This is a genomic window from Paenibacillus algorifonticola (assembly GCF_050481745.1).
Classification (GTDB): Bacteria; Bacillota; Bacilli; order Paenibacillales; family Paenibacillaceae; genus Pristimantibacillus; species Pristimantibacillus algorifonticola_A.
On the sequence record NZ_JBCNGR010000021.1, the window covers coordinates 63,672 to 79,373 of the forward strand.

Here is a 15,702-nt window from a genome sequence, read left to right on the forward strand (position 1 = left end):
GGCGAAAGTCTGTTTGTTTACGAAGCTATGTAGAACTTTACGTCAGGCGTTATGCCGCCGATGCTTTCCCTTTTCTCAAGCTCATGCCTACCCATACGCAATGCACCGCAAGGATAGCGATTATAAGCAGGTCTGGGCCGATGGCGGTACGCTCATTGCCCAGAAACTGAATCAGGTTATGCACAAAATGAAACAAAATCAGCGGCACAATGCTGCGGTTTTTTACCATTAATAATGCAAGGGAAAGACCGACCGCCAAGGAATAGACGATTTGAATCGTCGTATCAACCGCATTTTGCCCCGATAATGCGTTCAAAATATGAGTCACGCCAAACAACAGGCTGGACACGATGACGGCGACTGTCGCCGATTTGTGCAGCAGGATGTTCAGAATCAGGCCGCGGTAAACCGTCTCCTCTACAAAGCCGACCAGCAAGGTGAAAAAGATGAAAAAATAAATTTCGCCCGGCGTAAGCGCCTTGAGCCCATTTGTTCCGATAACGATCAGTACAGCCACAAGCGGAAGGTAGTACTTCCAGCCGCCTTGCGGAATGGCAGACAGCGGGCGAAAGCCGGCAAAGCCCCATTTTTTTCGCAAAGTTAAGTAGATGATTAAGGCGAGCGCAATTGGGATGAACGATAGCAGCACAGGTGCTGTATAGTCCAGTTTTTTAATGGTGGCGTAGGCTCCGGCAGCGGATACAGCGAACAGCAGCAGCAGCTGGATGATAAGGATAGCGAGCACAGGTCTCTTTTCAGAAAAAGCGGGTTTATTTAGGGGGTTGGTGTTCGTTACGGTTTCGGTCATCGTTTAGATCCTTCCTCTCTTTAATCGCTTGAATCCACTTCTGTTCCATTAGAAAATAGTCGAGCCCGTAGGATAGCACGGACACGCGATAATAGTAGTTCTCCGGATTAGGCACTTCCTTCAGCTCCCCGGCAACAATGCCCTCCACAGCCTTTAGCCTGCCAATTTCCTGCCCCAGCCGCATCTGGTATTCACTAAGGCGCTGCTGTCGGGTATCTTCATCCAAATAGTCGAAAAAGAAAACCTTGAGCAGCAGTTCGCTTCGCGACAGCTGAATCGGTTCAGCCAGCCAGGCGAGAAAGGTGGCTTTGCCTTCTGGCAGCAGCGTGTAGAGCTTTTTATTTTTGCTGTTATCCAGCTCTGCCGAAACGCTTACCCAGTGCTTGGTCTCCAGACGCTTTAAGGCGGGATACAAGCTTCCAAAGCTCGCCCTATAGAAAATGCCGACGGAATGGTCAATCGTCTTCTTCATGTCATAGCCGCTCATCGGCTGCTCCATCAACAGCCCCAGTATTATGTATTCAAGCATCGTGATTCCCCTTCCAGCCAGATGTATGAATTTGTTTATAATATATCTATTCGATATATCTATTTGATATATATGAGTATACCTGGTTTTGGGAATTCGTCAACCCTTTTTTGGAGAGGAAGCAGGCCTGCATGTTCATAAGGCATGGAGATTGTAAGTTTTATTTATTATTATGACAACTTTAGTTTACATTATGTCATGAATCCTGTATATTAATCGCATGGAGGTGGCCATATGAAGCTCGATAATCGGGTTCGCGAATTAAGGGCTCGTTTTCGAATGAGTCAGACGGAGCTGGCGGAAGCCATCGATGTCTCTCGGCAAACGATCAGCTTAATTGAACGAGGCGACTATTCCCCGTCTGTGGTTCTAGCGTTAAAGATGGCGAAGCTGTTTAAGGAGCCGGTGGAATTTATTTTCATATTGAATGATGAGGGGGAACTTCAATGAGCAAGGGGAAATCACGGAAGCTGCAGTGGGTGCTTATTCTTGTCCTTAGTGGACTATTAGGTTTTGGGGTTAGTTATTTTGGTATGTCGAATGCAGGGAAATTGAATTTCGAAGGGATATCGGTGGGCTTTTTTCGCCTTGATATCATTCATATGCTGTTTCTGCTCGCTTCTGTAGGAACTTGGGCTGCGAGTGTAAGGTACTGCCTGAAGTTTAACCAGGAGGAGGATAAGGAAACGGGAGAGAGGCTGCTCAGCTCCAGCATGATGCTGAACACCTTCGGCACGTATACGGCAATCGTAGGCAGCATGACGCTGCTTTCACAGATGATCATTGAGGACTTGCACGGCAAGTCGGTGCTCGCCCTTTTGATTATTTCGATTTTACTGGTGCTGGCTCACATTCGGCTGCAATCGCTGTTATTTAAAGTGTTTAACCGCAATTTTCCGAAGCGGGTTTTTGATACCGGACGTCCTTTTGGAGCAAAGCAGGCCTATATGGACAAGCTGGATGAGGCGGAGAAATTCATTGTGTACAAAGCGTCATATCGCGCCTTCAGCATGATCAACAATACGCTGTATGCGCTCGTATTTGTCACCTTTGCCTACTCCGCGTTAAGCAGCTTTCAATTGTTTCCGTTCCTCCTCCTGCTGGTTTTGTTTATCGTGAACAATTTGGCCTATTTCAAGGAGACGAAGAAGTACCAGTAGCAAGCTGGCGCTTAGTGGCTGAACGGGCTTTAACCAGTAACACATATCCAAGAATGTTAGCGGTGACGGGAACGACGGCTAATTTATAACCTATTTCATAGTAACCGCTTCGTTTGATCAGGGCGATTTCCAGATAATTATCTGTATGCTTGTCTATATCAACCGAACTAGCGGTTACTTGCTGGTCGGGAGAGATATAGACAAGATGGAATGATTTTTTCCCAGGCATCGTTCAGCAGCACTTGCAGCTCGTATCGATTTCCGCTTGGCTTCGTTACAATTTCAACCTTGTTTCCATTCAACTGACCACGGTTTCCGATCATATCGAGCTGATCAATCGTATATTGCTTGGATATCGACTTGGCAATTCTGCTCTCTCTATGCAGCAAATAGATCGGATTCAGCGAGGCTACGGCGATCCAGAGGCCCAATACTAGGAAAAATAAACCGAATATTTTTTTCATGGCGAAAGTTTACAACTCATTTCAGCAATGTGGGGTAATGCCTTAATATTTTTACTCCTAAGGAAAAGGAGACGGCTGTCCCCGTGAAAAAGGCATAGAGCAGAATAGCCATCTCAGAAATATAGTAGCTGGGTGTTAGAAAAATATAGCCGAAACCACCCATGAAAGGGACGAGCGTGGAGGGAATGAACCCGAAAATGGTCAATAATAAGGCGTAAACCAGTAGACTGGATATTCACAGACTTCAGGATGAGAACGATTAAAAAATAAGCAGGAACGACACAGAAAATAAAAAATAAGTTGATTCCCGTATAGAGTAGATCATATTCGCTTCGTTCAGAAATAGAAAGCACAGAATAAGCCACTTTATAAAAAAGCACACCAATTAGATAACTGAAGATAACTACTAAAGAGTACATGCCTGCACGCTTCATATGTTTATTCCTCCTTGTTATTCATTCACCTTCAAATTGCTTTCTTATCTTTAATGTAACCTTTGTTTAAACATTTCCACAGTTCTAACTTTAATAGTACCTATATTCATAATCCGTGCTCGTCCGCTTTCAGTCCGCTTTATGTCCGTCAGGTGTCCTATAATAAGATCCTAAAATTGTTATAATTATCCTAACAGAAGAGGTGAATATAATGATAGAGGAGGCTTTATATAGATGGATGAGACAACGACGGTTATTGATTTTTATAAAAAAGAACTCTACCGCATCGGCTGGCGCATTCAGTATCAGGCGAAAAAGCAGCGTAAGCATGAATGCTCGCTCACCTATGATCCCGTCCGGCCATATAGCGGTTCCGACCAGATGGAGCAGAAAATACTTGTGAAGCAGCTGCTTGCTGCGCTCCCCTCACCGCTGGGCCGAACGGTTATTCATGAGCTGTATTTGCAGGACAAGACGGAAGCCCAGGTAGCCAAGGCGCTGAACATGAGCCAGCAGGCGGTGAATAAATGGAAGCAAAAGATGCTAAAGCAGCTATGTCAGATGATGAGTTCCTGAGGCTGCTCGACTTGGTTCGGCAAAATGACGAGCTGGCGGCGCTTGCGCTGATCCGATTTTTTGAACCTGAGATGAAGCGGATCAGCCTTTTTATCCGCATGCCCCAAGAGGATGCTGTGCAGAGCATGACTGCGGAGCTGCTTGCTTTTTTCAAGGAAGGACAAGAAGCCCCCTAGCCCAAATTGGACAGGGGGTTATAGGCAGTTAGGCATGCGGATAATTGTGCTTTACCGCCTCATCCAAGTAAATGCATATAGCACCACATAAAAAAATAAAGTGAAAGCAAAGATCAACGACGTAAAGGGGATAAGCAGCACCTCTGCCTTCGCATTCGTTACAATCTCATAAAGCTGGCCGAATATGACATGCGGTCTTGTCCATACATCCCAAGTGTTCCAGCGGACAAATCGGCCGATATAGATGCCGAAGCTGCTTAGCAGCAAAATGCCAACAGTGAACAGCCAGCCAGCAACAGCGCCAAAGGCTTGCCGGACAAGCTGGTGCAGCGAATATAGCGAGACGACGCTTAACAGCACGCCAACCGAAGCCGCTGTCAGAAAAATAAAAAGATGCTTCCAAAATTCCATCGTCTGGACAAAATGCCCGCCCCCATCGGCCTGAACCCGCATAAAGGGATGCAGCATGTCCGTAATCAAATAAGCGGAATTTGGGTAGAAGAGCAGCCATGCCAGTCCGAGAGGCAGTAGGATTAGCGTTTTCAACGCTGTATGCTTCTTTTTCAAATAAAAAGCTGCCAGCTCAATGATTAAGGAGAGCCCCAGTGGAACCCAAGCCAGAAATACATCCCAATCCAAAAATAAATAAATTTCGCGGCCCGTTACCGCCCTCAAGTGATCCGCCAAAGTGAGGCTTGCTATAGTAGCCGCCAATAAGACGGCAATAATAACGGCTTTGCTGCGCAGCTGCGTATTTTCCCGAAAATTCAGTGTAAACCCTCCTTATTCGTTTTCCTATATATGTATAACGTTTGTTTTGTGATTTTGTTGCTAGGGCGTGTATGCAAACGTAAGTGTAAGCTTAATTGAGCCAGATCCTGATCGAAGCCCACGTCAACCGTAGTTCCTCTCCTGCTGGGAATGTCGCCCCTCATGGATGTGAATATTTATGAATATGAACATACGTAAATGTGAACGTACTTACTAAAAGCAGCCTCCTGCAATTCGCTTCATGGGCCTGCTCCCAGCGAATAAAGCTAGACTTGGCGGACACAGCAGCAGCTATTTCAAACGAATCAAGGGTTAAAGCATAGTTCGCGGACTCAGGAGCCGCTAATGCGCTGCAAATGGCCATTTTGTTGGGATCATGTAGGCAATAACGGATTTCCTGTCCGCTTACGGCCCGAATTCGATTCAAAAGCCAAAATAGCGGAACCTCAGTCCTTGAAAAAAAAGGAGTCGGTATCTCGAACTGTGGGCAAGCTGCTGAAGCCCAGCAACCGTGTTCTCTGCAGCATTTTTTGTTAAAGGCAGTTGACAGTGGCGCAGCGATGCGCTAATATTGGTTTTATCAAATTAAATTTTATACAACTTATTTGCGAGCCCAACAGATATTCAGCCTGTATTTCCAATTTATTGGGATAGCAATTAGCAATTTGGGTAATAAGAAAGTAGGGTGTCGCAGCACACAGCATGGAGGTAGGCGCAGATGATTATTGTACAAGCATTTTTGAAGGTACAAGCAGACGCACGTGAGGCTTTTATCGAGCAGGCGAAGATTCTTATCGCCGCGACGCAGAGGGAGCCGGGCAATATAAGCTACAAGCTGTATGAGGATGCGGAGCAGCCTAGTCATTTTGTCATGCTGGAGGAATGGCGAGATCAGCAGGCGATTGACGAGCATAATGAATCGGCGCATTACACAGCATTTGCTGGCTTTGCACGCGGCGTATTGGCGGCACCGCCAGAACTTAAGCTTTCTATACCAAAACAATAACGGAGGCGATTGATATGCAAAATTTATACACAGCAACAGTAACAGCAGTAGGCGGAAGAGACGGTCAGCTTAAATCCGAGGACGGCATTTTGGAATTAGCGATTCGCGCACCTAAGGAGCTGGGCGGCCCAGGCGGCGCAACGAATCCGGAGCAGCTTTTTGCTGGCGGCTATGCGGCTTGCTTTGAAAGTGCGTTGAACGTTGTAGCTAGAATGAAAAAGATCAAGGTTGAGAAGACGCAGGTTACAGCGCATGTCACGCTCGGCAAAGAAGACGATGGCGGCTACGGTCTGGAAGCGAAGCTGGACATTTCCGTAGTCGGTGTAGATGCGGATGTGGCGAAGGAGCTTGTTGAAGCAGCGCATCAGGTTTGTCCGTATTCGAGAGCAACAAGAGGCAATATGAAAGTTGAATTGAACATCGTTTAATTGCAGAACAAGCCATCCTAAGCGGGATGGCTTGTTTTCGTAAACAGGCATGTAGAATACTCATCGAATAGCCAGCAGCCAGCAGCCAGCAGCCAACAGCCAACAGCCAACAGCAAGCAGCAAGCGTTAGAGCAAAACCCTGTTCTCAATTATATTTTTCATACTAATATGGGATTTGGATGCGCCAAGCTGGGTCAGTGTGTCTTGAAATGCGGCAACCTCTCCGATAGAGGCGGTCTGTATTTTAATTAAATAATTATATTCCCCGCTAATTCGAAATAAATCCGTTACTTCGCCAGCGTTGTGGCAAAAATCGACCAGCTCTTGGCATTGCTCTGTTTTCACGAGAATAAAGGTGGTCATTCCGCGATCCAGCTCCTGCAAGCGAAACACGGTTGTGTATGAAGCGATAATATTTTTCTCTTCCAGCTTCATTATTCTTTCTTTAACCGAAGGAGAGGACATGGCGATTTGTTTGCTGATCTGTGAGATGGGCATTCTTGCATTTTGCTGAAGCAGCTGCATAATTTTATTATCAATTTCATCAAGTTGATGATCCATTATAAGCACCCCCAAGCTGAACTTTAAAAAATAAGTTCATTTCGCTTAATTAACTGCGATACATAAACCATTTTAACCGAAAATCCTCTTCTATCCTATGTATTTATTGCTATATTCCCCGTAAAATAAACGGCATATTCGAAACGGGAGCGATGGCAGATGAGTATAAAAGGACTTGCCCATGTAGCAATTCAAGCTAAAAATTATCAAGAAACGATTGCTTTTTACACGCTCGCTTTAGGTTTTAAGGTGGGGCATCATTGGAGCTTGCCATCCTTTCAGATTGAAGAAGCTTCGATGCTGATCTCGCCTGATGGACGGACTTGTCTGGAAATTTTCGATAATGAGGCCGTCATTCCAGCACAAGGAAAAAAAGCAGCTTCTGACGAGGAAATAGCTCATGGGGCGCTGCTGCATCTGGCCTTTTATGTCGAGCAAGTCGATGTCATCTATGAGAAGTCGCTTGCCCACGGGGCCACGGCGTATATCGAGCCGAGCGAGCTTTCCCTTGGGGAACCGCCGCTGCTCGTACGAAATGCACTCGTCTATAGCCCAAACGGCGAGGTTATTGAGTTTATTGAGGATGTGGATTTTGATCGCTCGGGGTATTTGACTGAGGCTTAGAGGCTGCTTAAAATGCAACAGGTCTCATTATGTAAAAATAAACCAGCCTCATGAGAGACTGGTTTATTTGCTTCATATTAATTAGAAAGCTAGGACTTGTTGCTGCTTAATAATTGCCACAGTATCGTAATAGCCTCCGCACGAGAAGCCTCCGCATGCCCGTCAAACTGCCCGTCCTTACGTCCTTGCAATACCCCTTTTTGTTTCAGTGCCTCGGCTGCGCCGCTGGCCCAGCTAGGAATGCTCGCACTATCTGTGAAGCTAGAGTCGCCTTGAACAGCATCAATATTAAATGCTCTGGCAACCATGGTCACAAGCTCCGAACGCGTAATACGTTCTTTTGGCCGGAAGCTTCCGTCTGAATAGCCGCTTACGATGCCCTTGCTGACCGCCTCTTCAATTGCAGACTTTGCCCAAGTGCTAATTGTTGTACCGTCAGTGAAGCTTGCAGTTCCTCCGCTGTTGCCTGTGATTGCTCCTGCGGCTTTCATGATCATGACTACGAACTCTGCTCGTGTTACGGGGGCATTTGGACGGAATGATCCATCAGGATAGCCGCTGACGATGCCGCTCGCAGTCATTTCCTGAATGGCTTTCGAAGCCCAGTGCTCGTTCACATCAGTGAACGTAGACGTATTAGGAGCGGAAGGCTGGGCTTTGCGGACAATGGTAATAGTGTAAGTCTTTGTCGCTCCGTCTGCTGCCTGTACAGTCACTTCAATTCGGTTATCGCCTTCTTTGAGATCAATAGGGCTGTCCAGACTAACGGACTTTCCATTAATATACGCCGTAACTTTCGTTGCGTTAGCAGCAACATCAGGGCTGAGGGTAATCTGGCTGGCTTCTGTTTCTGCGGTATAGGCCGTATCACTGGTTTTATTCAGTACTAATGCTTTACCATTTACCAGGACATTGACCTGTTTAATATCTGTGTTGCCGGAAACAATAGGAAGGCTTCCTCCGCCAGCTCCGCCACTGCTAGGTAATGGAGAAGGGGAGACAATTTGCACCTGTTTTACATACTCGTTTCCTGCTTGATCTTTGACATAGATGCTCAGCCAGCTATTTTCCGCTATGCTCAATGTTGCTTTATTATCGATTAAGGTAAGTGTAGTTCCGCTTTGTTCAAAATAGGAGACGGATTGAATGCCGGTTGCCCATTTCGTTTCAACGGTTCCGCTATGCGAATCATATACGGAAGCAGTGACACTAACCGACTGGTTCGATGAAGGTGTAGCAGTCGTCAATACAATATCAGGTAGTGTAACATCAATAAAAAAAGGATGGGACACATAATAGAAGTCAAACCCGTTAGAATCCTTTGCCCATACATGTAAATGCCATTGGCCAGTTTGCGTAGGAGCGGCAATAGAACCATTGGAGTCAAATGTATTCCATGCTCCGGACAAAGGAATAGCAGCGCTTGTAGACCACTGGTATTTCATTATTTCAGTACCGGGTAAAGAGGGAAGAGATATATTTACATCTGTTGAATGCGTCTTTTGCCAATTCAAGTTTCCATCTGGGCTAAAATCGACATTAATCGGTGCGAATCGCTCAAATGAATATCCTTGGGCATCGGCAAATTGCTCTGCATTGTCGTATCCAATTAGGGTGAGTCCTGATGGATTATCGCTAAAAGCAGCGTGATTAATGTATGTTGAATCGCCTTTAACAAGTATCTTTGATAATTGATTATTGGAAAAAGCCTCCCCTGCAACACCGAAGACACCCACAGGGAGAGTAAGAGAGGTTAGTTGATTATATGAAAAAGCATTCTGATAAATTTCATAGATGCTATCAGGTAGAGAAATACTAGTTAATTGATTGTGTGAAAAAACATTATATTGAAGGGTCCTCACACTATCAGGAATAGAGATGCTGGTTAGTTGGTTGTAGGAAAACGCCCCTGAATCAATATTAGTAACACCTTCAGGAATAACAAGACTCGTTAACTGATTATGCGAAAAGGCATCGTTGAAAATTCTTTTAACACTATCCGATATAGTAACACTTCTTAATTGGCTATTAGAGAAAGCCCCCACTCCAATTGCATAAACACCGCTTGGAATAGAAACGCTAGTCAACTGACTGAAGTAAAAGGCCTGAACACCAATAAATGTTACACTATCAGGAATAGTAACGCTTGTTAATGGATTATGAGCAAATGACCCTGATCCAATTATCGTTACATTCAGTCCATTAATGGATTTTGGAATATCGACATGCCCCGCACTTCCTATGTATTTTGTAATGGTGGCTGTACCATTTCCATTATTTTCATACTCAAAATCACCTGAAACTAAAGCAGCAGCATGTATTTGTTGCATAGGAGAGCCTGGCCATGCCATTTGTAGAAATAAAGCGAGAACAATCAGCATGATCAAATTAGCAGATTTCATTTTCATAAACAGTGATCCCATCCCTCTTATAAATTAAACAATATATCTAGTTGCAAACAGATAGTCCCAATGTAACATACCCATTATTTTGATAGCAATAAAATTAATAGAGAAACAAAAGAGCAATATAAATTTTTGAATATTATAGAATATTAAATGTTTTATCTCTCAAAGGGATTCCACTAATATTAAAAAAATGCGATTCAATGATCGCATTTTTAAAAACTTATATTAAGTTTCACTTTGTTTCCCTCGGTTCCTTTTACCCACCCTACTAACATTTCGAGTTATCATTAACAGCTCTCCCAGCACCCACCCATAAACAGCATGGCCAACGAGCCACCAAGTCCACGCGGCACCGCTTCCGATGGACGGTGTGCGATCCGACAGAAGCGTAGTCGGAAAAAGCACCAATCCGATCAACAGGCTGATCGCAATTACCGCATAGGTTTGCCGAACCGCAGACCAGCGAACGCTCCTAAAGAAGAGAGCTAGTCCGATGCCGACGAGTGCAGATACGACCAAGTGCAAGACGAATTCCCCTAGCTCGGATAGCGCCAGCTCGTTCAGCAGCGGAATATAATCGACATTGAGCAGCAGCGTATAGACAGTCTCTCCAGTCAACTGCTGAACCGCCTTCATATACAATCCGAGCAGCACGCCAGCCACAGCGCCGACGGCAGCAGCCAGGGCAAGCGTTCGAGCTAAGCCGCTTTTATCCGACCGGCGTTTAATTCGCAAACCATTGCTCCGCCATCTCGCTATGCGCGTCTGTCACATGCATGCTGATGCTGCGGTATGCCGCCCAGAAAGCTGCTGCATCATCGGTGTAGCCGACGCCGAGCACGAAATCCGGGATTAAATCGATCGGCATCAAAATATAAGCGAGCGCGCCAACGGCAATGACTTTAGCCGAAGTAGGCGTATGGGCATCAATGGCGCAGTAGTACATGGCGACGGCATGCTTTGCAAAAGGGATCTTTTTGGCATGCTTTTTAATTTTCCGCAGAAAGCCTTGCTTCACATACTTCTCTTGTTTGGTGGAATCGCCAAGTTTGGACGTCCACTCATTGACATTCGGCGTATCCTCGGGTGCTGTCTGCTGCTCCTGTTCATCCTTAAAGCGGTAAGGCTGGCCTGTAATCAAGTTATCCATTATCATTTGCCCCTTTCATCGATAAAATCCATCTATTGCTTAACAGCTTCAAAGCCTCAACCATCCAGATTTTAAACCTGCAAAACTCAAACCCACAAATGCAGGCTGTAATGCTTATACGTAGTTATACCCAAGTTTGATTCGTTTTGAAAATAAACCAAAAAAACCGCCCCCGCGAATCGGCGCGGGAGGCGGTTTAATGAAAATATAAGCGGAGTATAAGATGCCTCTTTATACTCTGCTTATATTTCTCGGACTGAAACGCGCCGAGGCGCCAAAGGACGGCGACAGCCGTTTCACCTTGAGCGCAGCTAAGCGCGCGGTTTGAAAATGCCGAACGGCTTGCCAATCGGCAGGAAGCTTCGGCCGAAATGAGCGTTCAGCACGGAAGCGCCGCAGCCGTAAAGCGATACGATGCCAATGGCGAGCTCCGAGTAGGCAGCCAGCGTATGGAAAATTTCGGGTGCAACGCTGAAAGCATCGAGCGTAAGCCCCAGGAATAATAGATCAATCAAGCAGAAAATGATCAGCAGCACACGATTTGTCTCCACCGCGCCAATCGTCATAAACAGCGTAAATATGAGATACCCGGCGAACGCGAAGCCGAGCTGCTTGCCATCGACATCGCCTGCGAGTGCGGTGCCGAAGACACCCATTTTAAACATCCAGCTTGTGGCGACTGCGAACCAGAAAAAGGCGTAAGCGCCGAAAGCGGTCGTACCAAATGTATTGTTCCGCTTGGAATCTTGCATGCAAGCGAATAACTGGGCGAATGCGCCCAGGAAGATGGCCCATGGGATGACGAAGCTGTAGCCCGTCGTAATGCCAAGCTTTTGAGATGATGCGACCAAGGTGACGATTGCTAGTCCGAATAAGCCTAGGGCACTCGGATCAGCATTCATAATTTTGACGTTCGATGATTCCTTTTGCATATAAGCCTCCAATAATCCTGCGATTTCCTTTTGTTTCATGCGTATTTGCCGACTACTAACACACATTGAAATATTCTAACTGAATTCGAAACAAGAAGAAAGGGTATAATTCGTGTCCAAAAGTCGAAATTTGTTGGATTCAGGTGTTTCGTCACGGTTTAAATGGTTTACTTTCGAGAAAGAGCCGGCTTAAGTTGTTTAGCTGCGGAGCATGCTTAGATACGAAGAGGCCGTTGTGATACAATAACAGTAGACAGCCCATGAGGAGATGATGACAGATGAGCGAGCAAGAAAATGACCAAATCGACGAGCAACAGCTAATCGCCTACATAACGAGTAAAGCGAAGGCATCCGAAGCGGATGTAAAGCTGGTGCTTAAGCATGAAATGACCTTCATTAACAACGCGCAGGAGAACGCTTCTGGCGAGGTCGAAGTTGACAGCGACGAGCTGGTCGATTACATCCTGAAGCAGCGTGATGTGAAGCTGGACGAGCTTGCGGTTGAGACGATTCTTGATCTGGAAATGGAATATTTGATGGATCAGGGCGTAGCCGGGTATGTTGATTAAGCGGTATAATTAAAGGAAGCTTTCGAAGCGCTATTTTAGCGTATTCGGAAGCTTTTTTTATTATAAAGCAATGGAATTCCATTTTAATATAAATGTACGTTTTTTATGAATGAATAAACAATTAAATATCCAAAACCGCTACATAGTAATGCATTTAAAAGATGATAATGAGGAGATTACTGGGTTTATGAAAAAGTGTGTGGGCTTGCTGATGCCGCATTCTAGTCGCAATTGTGCTAACAAAAAGTCGTCTTATCGGTAGTGAGTGCGCAGGCATACGGGTTATAGTCAAACTAATCTGATACAGCACTTTCAATGAAGAGAGGACGATGGCGATGAAGGGTGTATGGCATGGGCATGTGAAAATGGGAGAAGCCTCTACTTTGTTTATTTTTACGGTAGAGGAATGGGCTGGCGACTACCGGCTTGCGGTGCATTCTGTACCGGGCATATACAGCTTTGAGGCGGGCGGCCTGAAAGCGGAGGGAAGCAACGGCAATGAGCTTAAGGCAACCGGACATCTGGCGATGTTTGGAGCCGATATGATGGTTCAGCTAATATTTGGGGAAACATTGCTCACAGGCACGGTGACTTTGCCATTTGGCGGTCCATTTCCGCTTGAAGGCAAGAAGGGACAGCCGACCTTCCGCAATGCATCACTTCTAGCGAAAGCTGCTGAGGTACAGGGCGGGGCAGTCGTTGAGCGAACGGATTTGGAAATTCGCGAGCAGGTAGAGCTGCTGCTGGGCCGAATGAGCGTGGAGGAGAAAATCGGGCAAATGAGCCAGGTCGGAGCGTCGAACTTCTCGTTCGGCGGCGATGTGGAGAGCGAGCCGGTAGAGGTGCTGATCGCAAAAGGGAAGATTGGCTCCATATTGGGCGCATTCGATATGAACCAGGTGCTGGAGCTGCAAAAAATTGCGGTCGAGCAGTCGCCGCTTCGTATTCCGCTGCTGTTTAATGCCGATGTGATCCACGGCTATCAGACGATTTTTCCAGTGCCGTTAGCTTGGTCGTGCAGCTGGGATATGGAGGCGATTCGCAAAGCCTGCGCAATTGCAGCCAAAGAAGCCGCCGCTTCCGGCATTACGTACAATCATGCACCGATGGTCGATGTTACACGCGATGCCAGATGGGGCAGGGTAGTCGAGGGAGCGGGCGAGGACCCTTATCTTGGTGCTGCCATTGCCAAAGCGCAAGTAGAGGGATTTCAGGGCGGAAGCTTGCTTGATCAGGACACGCTGATTGCCTGCTTGAAGCATTTTATTGCTTATGGAGCAGCAGAGGCAGGCCGTGATTACAATACGGTCGATATTTCCGAGCGTACGCTGCGTGACGTGTTTTTGCCGCCATTCCGTGCGGGCATTGAGGCGGGAGCCGGATCGGTCATGAATGCTTTTAATTTGTATGACGGCATCCCGATTGCTGGAAATGCCCGCATCTTGCGCGATCTGCTGCGCGAGGAGCTTGGGTTCGAGGGCATGCTGATCTCTGATTATGCGGCCATTGATGAGCTGGTCATTCATGGCGCTGCTGAGGATGGCAAAGAGGCTGCCGCACAAGCGCTGCATGCGACGATGGATATTGAAATGGTTACCAGACTGTATGAGGAGCATCTCCCGGCGCTTCTTGCAGAAGGAAAAGTGACGGAAGAGCAGTTGAATGCGGCGGTGCGCCGGATCTTGACCTATAAATTTAAAATCGGCATTATGGATGCCCCATATCGTTATGTGAGGCCGGAAGAAGCTTATGAGCATTATTTGTCTCCCGAGCATTTGGAAGCAAGCCGTGACGTAGCCCGCAAATCCATCGTGCTGCTGAAAAATAACGGCGTGCTGCCGCTTGCGAATGGCTCCAAGCTGGCGGTTATCGGGCCGTTCGCGGCAAGTCGGGATTTGCTCGGGCCGTGGCAGTTTTCCAATTACGCGAGTGAAACGGCGACGCTGCTGCAAGGCTTGGCAGCGAAGGGCTTTGCACCGGAGCAGCTGCTGTATGCAGAAGGCTGCGGCGTGCATGAGCCGCTGACTGGAGGCATCGAGCGTGCCGTGGAGCAGGCGCGCAAAGCAGATATCGTGCTGCTGGCGCTGGGCGAGAGCAGCGATATGTCTGGCGAGGCGGCATCTCGTATGGATGTGACGCTGCCGGAAGCCCAATTGGAGCTGGCTAAGGTCATTGCACAGACAGGCAAGCCCGTCGTGCTTCTTTTGACCAATGGCCGTCCACTGGTGCTGGAATGGTTTGATAACCACATGGCTGCGATAGTGGAAAGCTGGTTCCTCGGCTCGCAAGCTGGACACGCTCTAGCGGATGTTCTTATGGGCGATTACAATCCATCGGGCAAGCTGACGATGAGCTTTCCATACAAGACGGGACAAGTGCCCGTGTATTACAATCATTACCGAACCGGCCGTCCGCTTACGGAAAGCAACAGCGGCCAGAAGTTTATTTCCAAATACATCGATGGCCCGAATGAGCCCTTGTATCCGTTCGGCTACGGCCTCAGCTATACGACATTTGCTTATTCAGAGCTTGCGCTTAGCCGCTCTGGGCTGAGGGCGGGCGACATGCTGGAGGTCGCCGTCACGGTGACGAATACAGGCAGCAGAGCTGGGGAAGAAATCGTACAGCTGTACGTTCAGGACGTTCATGGCAGTGTCGTTCGTCCGGTGAAGGAGCTGAAAGGGTTCCAGAAGCTTACGCTGGGGGTGGGAGAAAGTCGTAAAGCGGTCTTCACCATCTCGGAAGAGCATTTGAAATTTACGACAGCAGCTATGACTCACGAGGTGGAAGCAGGGCAGTTTAAGGTATACGTAGGAGGAAGCTCAAGAGAGACGCTGGAAGCGGGGTTTGAATGGCTGGCGCAGCCTCAAGTTTAAGAACGCTTTTAGCCTCACGGAAGTGGAAGCATAACGTTTAGAGCAAGAGGAACCATCAGCCCAAGACAGCTATGAAATAGACAATGAAATAGACAAGGAAAAAGACAAGGAAAAAGACAAGGAAGAGGATTAATCCCTCGCTCTTTGTCTTTTTTTGCATCGTTATATTGTGCGAATGGTGTCACGCTGCGGATGCCAATATCCGGATGAACACGCGCCTGTCAAAAGAA

General features: G+C 47.0%; 19 protein-coding genes. 9 read left to right on the forward strand and 10 right to left on the reverse strand.

All coding sequences use genetic code 11. The features are described 5' to 3' along the window. Positions 1–49: 49 nt before the first annotated feature. Both ABEW34_RS19095 and ABEW34_RS19100 read right to left on the reverse strand, forming a co-directional pair. Positions 50–808: a CPBP family intramembrane glutamic endopeptidase gene (locus ABEW34_RS19095; protein WP_430160825.1), complete on the reverse strand. Its 759-nt coding sequence runs from the start codon at positions 806–808 to the stop codon at positions 50–52. Beyond that, positions 771–1,337 (reverse strand): helix-turn-helix transcriptional regulator, encoded by a 567-nt coding sequence (locus tag ABEW34_RS19100; protein ID WP_430160827.1) that lies wholly within the window; start codon positions 1,335–1,337, stop codon positions 771–773. The genes ABEW34_RS19095 and ABEW34_RS19100 overlap by 38 nt, the downstream gene beginning before the upstream one ends. Before the next feature lie 234 nt (positions 1,338–1,571). Between ABEW34_RS19100 and ABEW34_RS19105 the strand changes: the two genes are divergently transcribed. Then, the gene (locus tag ABEW34_RS19105; RefSeq protein WP_430160829.1) at positions 1,572–1,787 is read left to right on the forward strand and encodes a helix-turn-helix transcriptional regulator; all 216 of its coding nucleotides are present in this window, start codon (positions 1,572–1,574) and stop codon (positions 1,785–1,787) included. Continuing rightward, on the forward strand, positions 1,784–2,497 hold the full coding sequence (locus ABEW34_RS19110) for a DUF3169 family protein (RefSeq protein WP_430160830.1): 714 nt from the start codon (positions 1,784–1,786) through the stop codon (positions 2,495–2,497). Before ABEW34_RS19105 ends, ABEW34_RS19110 begins: the two co-directional genes overlap by 4 nt. A 167-nt stretch (positions 2,498–2,664) precedes the next feature. On the opposite strand, the gene ABEW34_RS19115 is transcribed toward ABEW34_RS19110, so the two are convergent. Both ABEW34_RS19115 and ABEW34_RS19120 read right to left on the reverse strand, forming a co-directional pair. Next, positions 2,665–2,961 (reverse strand): hypothetical protein, encoded by a 297-nt coding sequence (locus ABEW34_RS19115; RefSeq protein ID WP_430160832.1) that lies wholly within the window; start codon positions 2,959–2,961, stop codon positions 2,665–2,667. 113 nt (positions 2,962–3,074) lie between these two features. Then, positions 3,075–3,395 carry a hypothetical protein gene (locus ABEW34_RS19120; RefSeq protein ID WP_430160834.1) on the reverse strand — a complete coding sequence of 107 codons (321 nt, stop codon included), beginning with the start codon at positions 3,393–3,395 and terminating at the stop codon, positions 3,075–3,077. A gap of 234 nt (positions 3,396–3,629) precedes the next feature. Between ABEW34_RS19120 and ABEW34_RS19125 the strand changes: the two genes are divergently transcribed. Both ABEW34_RS19125 and ABEW34_RS19130 read left to right on the forward strand, forming a co-directional pair. Further along, positions 3,630–3,971, forward strand: a complete 342-nt coding sequence (locus tag ABEW34_RS19125) for a sigma-70 family RNA polymerase sigma factor (RefSeq protein WP_430160836.1) — start codon at positions 3,630–3,632, stop codon at positions 3,969–3,971. After that, positions 3,923–4,147 carry a hypothetical protein gene (locus ABEW34_RS19130; protein ID WP_430160838.1) on the forward strand — a complete coding sequence of 75 codons (225 nt, stop codon included), beginning with the start codon at positions 3,923–3,925 and terminating at the stop codon, positions 4,145–4,147. Before ABEW34_RS19125 ends, ABEW34_RS19130 begins: the two co-directional genes overlap by 49 nt. 51 nt (positions 4,148–4,198) lie before the next feature. On the opposite strand, the gene ABEW34_RS19135 is transcribed toward ABEW34_RS19130, so the two are convergent. Beyond that, positions 4,199–4,834 (reverse strand): DUF1361 domain-containing protein, encoded by a 636-nt coding sequence (locus tag ABEW34_RS19135; RefSeq protein WP_430160840.1) that lies wholly within the window; start codon positions 4,832–4,834, stop codon positions 4,199–4,201. An 802-nt stretch (positions 4,835–5,636) separates the two neighbouring features. Between ABEW34_RS19135 and ABEW34_RS19140 the strand changes: the two genes are divergently transcribed. Then, positions 5,637–5,924: a putative quinol monooxygenase gene (locus ABEW34_RS19140; protein ID WP_430160842.1), complete on the forward strand. Its 288-nt coding sequence runs from the start codon at positions 5,637–5,639 to the stop codon at positions 5,922–5,924. Positions 5,925–5,938: 14 nt separating this feature from the next. Next, positions 5,939–6,352 (forward strand): organic hydroperoxide resistance protein, encoded by a 414-nt coding sequence (locus tag ABEW34_RS19145; protein WP_430160844.1) that lies wholly within the window; start codon positions 5,939–5,941, stop codon positions 6,350–6,352. A 126-nt stretch (positions 6,353–6,478) separates the two neighbouring features. Here ABEW34_RS19145 and ABEW34_RS19150 read toward each other — a convergent pair whose 3' ends face one another. After that, positions 6,479–6,913, reverse strand: a complete 435-nt coding sequence (locus tag ABEW34_RS19150; protein WP_430160845.1) for an Lrp/AsnC family transcriptional regulator — start codon at positions 6,911–6,913, stop codon at positions 6,479–6,481. Between the two features lie 159 nt (positions 6,914–7,072). Between ABEW34_RS19150 and ABEW34_RS19155 the strand changes: the two genes are divergently transcribed. Then, positions 7,073–7,537, forward strand: a complete 465-nt coding sequence (locus ABEW34_RS19155) for a VOC family protein (protein ID WP_430160847.1) — start codon at positions 7,073–7,075, stop codon at positions 7,535–7,537. A gap of 89 nt (positions 7,538–7,626) precedes the next feature. On the opposite strand, the gene ABEW34_RS19160 is transcribed toward ABEW34_RS19155, so the two are convergent. The 4 genes from ABEW34_RS19160 to ABEW34_RS19175 form a co-directional block, all read right to left on the reverse strand. Continuing rightward, entirely contained in the window at positions 7,627–9,945 is a 2,319-nt protein-coding gene (locus tag ABEW34_RS19160; RefSeq protein ID WP_430160848.1) for an S-layer homology domain-containing protein, read from the reverse strand. A gap of 225 nt (positions 9,946–10,170) precedes the next feature. Further along, complete coding sequence (locus ABEW34_RS19165) at positions 10,171–10,680, reverse strand: hypothetical protein (protein ID WP_430160850.1); 510 nt, start codon at positions 10,678–10,680, stop codon at positions 10,171–10,173. After that, complete coding sequence (locus ABEW34_RS19170; RefSeq protein ID WP_430160852.1) at positions 10,670–11,095, reverse strand: YkvA family protein; 426 nt, start codon at positions 11,093–11,095, stop codon at positions 10,670–10,672. Before ABEW34_RS19170 ends, ABEW34_RS19165 begins: the two co-directional genes overlap by 11 nt. A gap of 311 nt (positions 11,096–11,406) precedes the next feature. Next, on the reverse strand, positions 11,407–12,027 hold the full coding sequence (locus ABEW34_RS19175; protein ID WP_430160853.1) for an acetate uptake transporter: 621 nt from the start codon (positions 12,025–12,027) through the stop codon (positions 11,407–11,409). Positions 12,028–12,305: 278 nt separating this feature from the next. On the opposite strand from ABEW34_RS19175, the gene ABEW34_RS19180 reads away from it, so the two are divergent. Both ABEW34_RS19180 and ABEW34_RS19185 read left to right on the forward strand, forming a co-directional pair. After that, positions 12,306–12,596: a hypothetical protein gene (locus tag ABEW34_RS19180; RefSeq protein ID WP_056036444.1), complete on the forward strand. Its 291-nt coding sequence runs from the start codon at positions 12,306–12,308 to the stop codon at positions 12,594–12,596. Positions 12,597–12,931: 335 nt separating this feature from the next. After that, positions 12,932–15,472: a glycoside hydrolase family 3 N-terminal domain-containing protein gene (locus tag ABEW34_RS19185; protein ID WP_430160854.1), complete on the forward strand. Its 2,541-nt coding sequence runs from the start codon at positions 12,932–12,934 to the stop codon at positions 15,470–15,472. Positions 15,473–15,702: the final 230 nt, after the last annotated feature.

What these genes read in the sequence shown, in the direction of transcription:
- ABEW34_RS19095 (WP_430160825.1), bottom strand. Translation starts at nt 808, where the DNA reads ATGACCGAAACCGTAACGAACACCAACCCCCTAAATAAACCCGCTTTT.
- ABEW34_RS19100 (WP_430160827.1), bottom strand. Translation starts at nt 1,337, where the DNA reads ATGCTTGAATACATAATACTGGGGCTGTTGATGGAGCAGCCGATGAGC.
- ABEW34_RS19105 (WP_430160829.1), top strand. Translation starts at nt 1,572, where the DNA reads ATGAAGCTCGATAATCGGGTTCGCGAATTAAGGGCTCGTTTTCGAATG.
- ABEW34_RS19110 (WP_430160830.1), top strand. Translation starts at nt 1,784, where the DNA reads ATGAGCAAGGGGAAATCACGGAAGCTGCAGTGGGTGCTTATTCTTGTC.
- ABEW34_RS19115 (WP_430160832.1), bottom strand. Translation starts at nt 2,961, where the DNA reads ATGAAAAAAATATTCGGTTTATTTTTCCTAGTATTGGGCCTCTGGATC.
- ABEW34_RS19120 (WP_430160834.1), bottom strand. Translation starts at nt 3,395, where the DNA reads ATGAAGCGTGCAGGCATGTACTCTTTAGTAGTTATCTTCAGTTATCTA.
- ABEW34_RS19125 (WP_430160836.1), top strand. Translation starts at nt 3,630, where the DNA reads ATGGATGAGACAACGACGGTTATTGATTTTTATAAAAAAGAACTCTAC.
- ABEW34_RS19130 (WP_430160838.1), top strand. Translation starts at nt 3,923, where the DNA reads ATGGAAGCAAAAGATGCTAAAGCAGCTATGTCAGATGATGAGTTCCTG.
- ABEW34_RS19140 (WP_430160842.1), top strand. Translation starts at nt 5,637, where the DNA reads ATGATTATTGTACAAGCATTTTTGAAGGTACAAGCAGACGCACGTGAG.
- ABEW34_RS19145 (WP_430160844.1), top strand. Translation starts at nt 5,939, where the DNA reads ATGCAAAATTTATACACAGCAACAGTAACAGCAGTAGGCGGAAGAGAC.
- ABEW34_RS19150 (WP_430160845.1), bottom strand. Translation starts at nt 6,913, where the DNA reads ATGGATCATCAACTTGATGAAATTGATAATAAAATTATGCAGCTGCTT.
- ABEW34_RS19155 (WP_430160847.1), top strand. Translation starts at nt 7,073, where the DNA reads ATGAGTATAAAAGGACTTGCCCATGTAGCAATTCAAGCTAAAAATTAT.
- ABEW34_RS19160 (WP_430160848.1), bottom strand. Translation starts at nt 9,945, where the DNA reads ATGAAAATGAAATCTGCTAATTTGATCATGCTGATTGTTCTCGCTTTA.
- ABEW34_RS19170 (WP_430160852.1), bottom strand. Translation starts at nt 11,095, where the DNA reads ATGGATAACTTGATTACAGGCCAGCCTTACCGCTTTAAGGATGAACAG.
- ABEW34_RS19175 (WP_430160853.1), bottom strand. Translation starts at nt 12,027, where the DNA reads ATGCAAAAGGAATCATCGAACGTCAAAATTATGAATGCTGATCCGAGT.
- ABEW34_RS19180 (WP_056036444.1), top strand. Translation starts at nt 12,306, where the DNA reads ATGAGCGAGCAAGAAAATGACCAAATCGACGAGCAACAGCTAATCGCC.
- ABEW34_RS19185 (WP_430160854.1), top strand. Translation starts at nt 12,932, where the DNA reads ATGAAGGGTGTATGGCATGGGCATGTGAAAATGGGAGAAGCCTCTACT.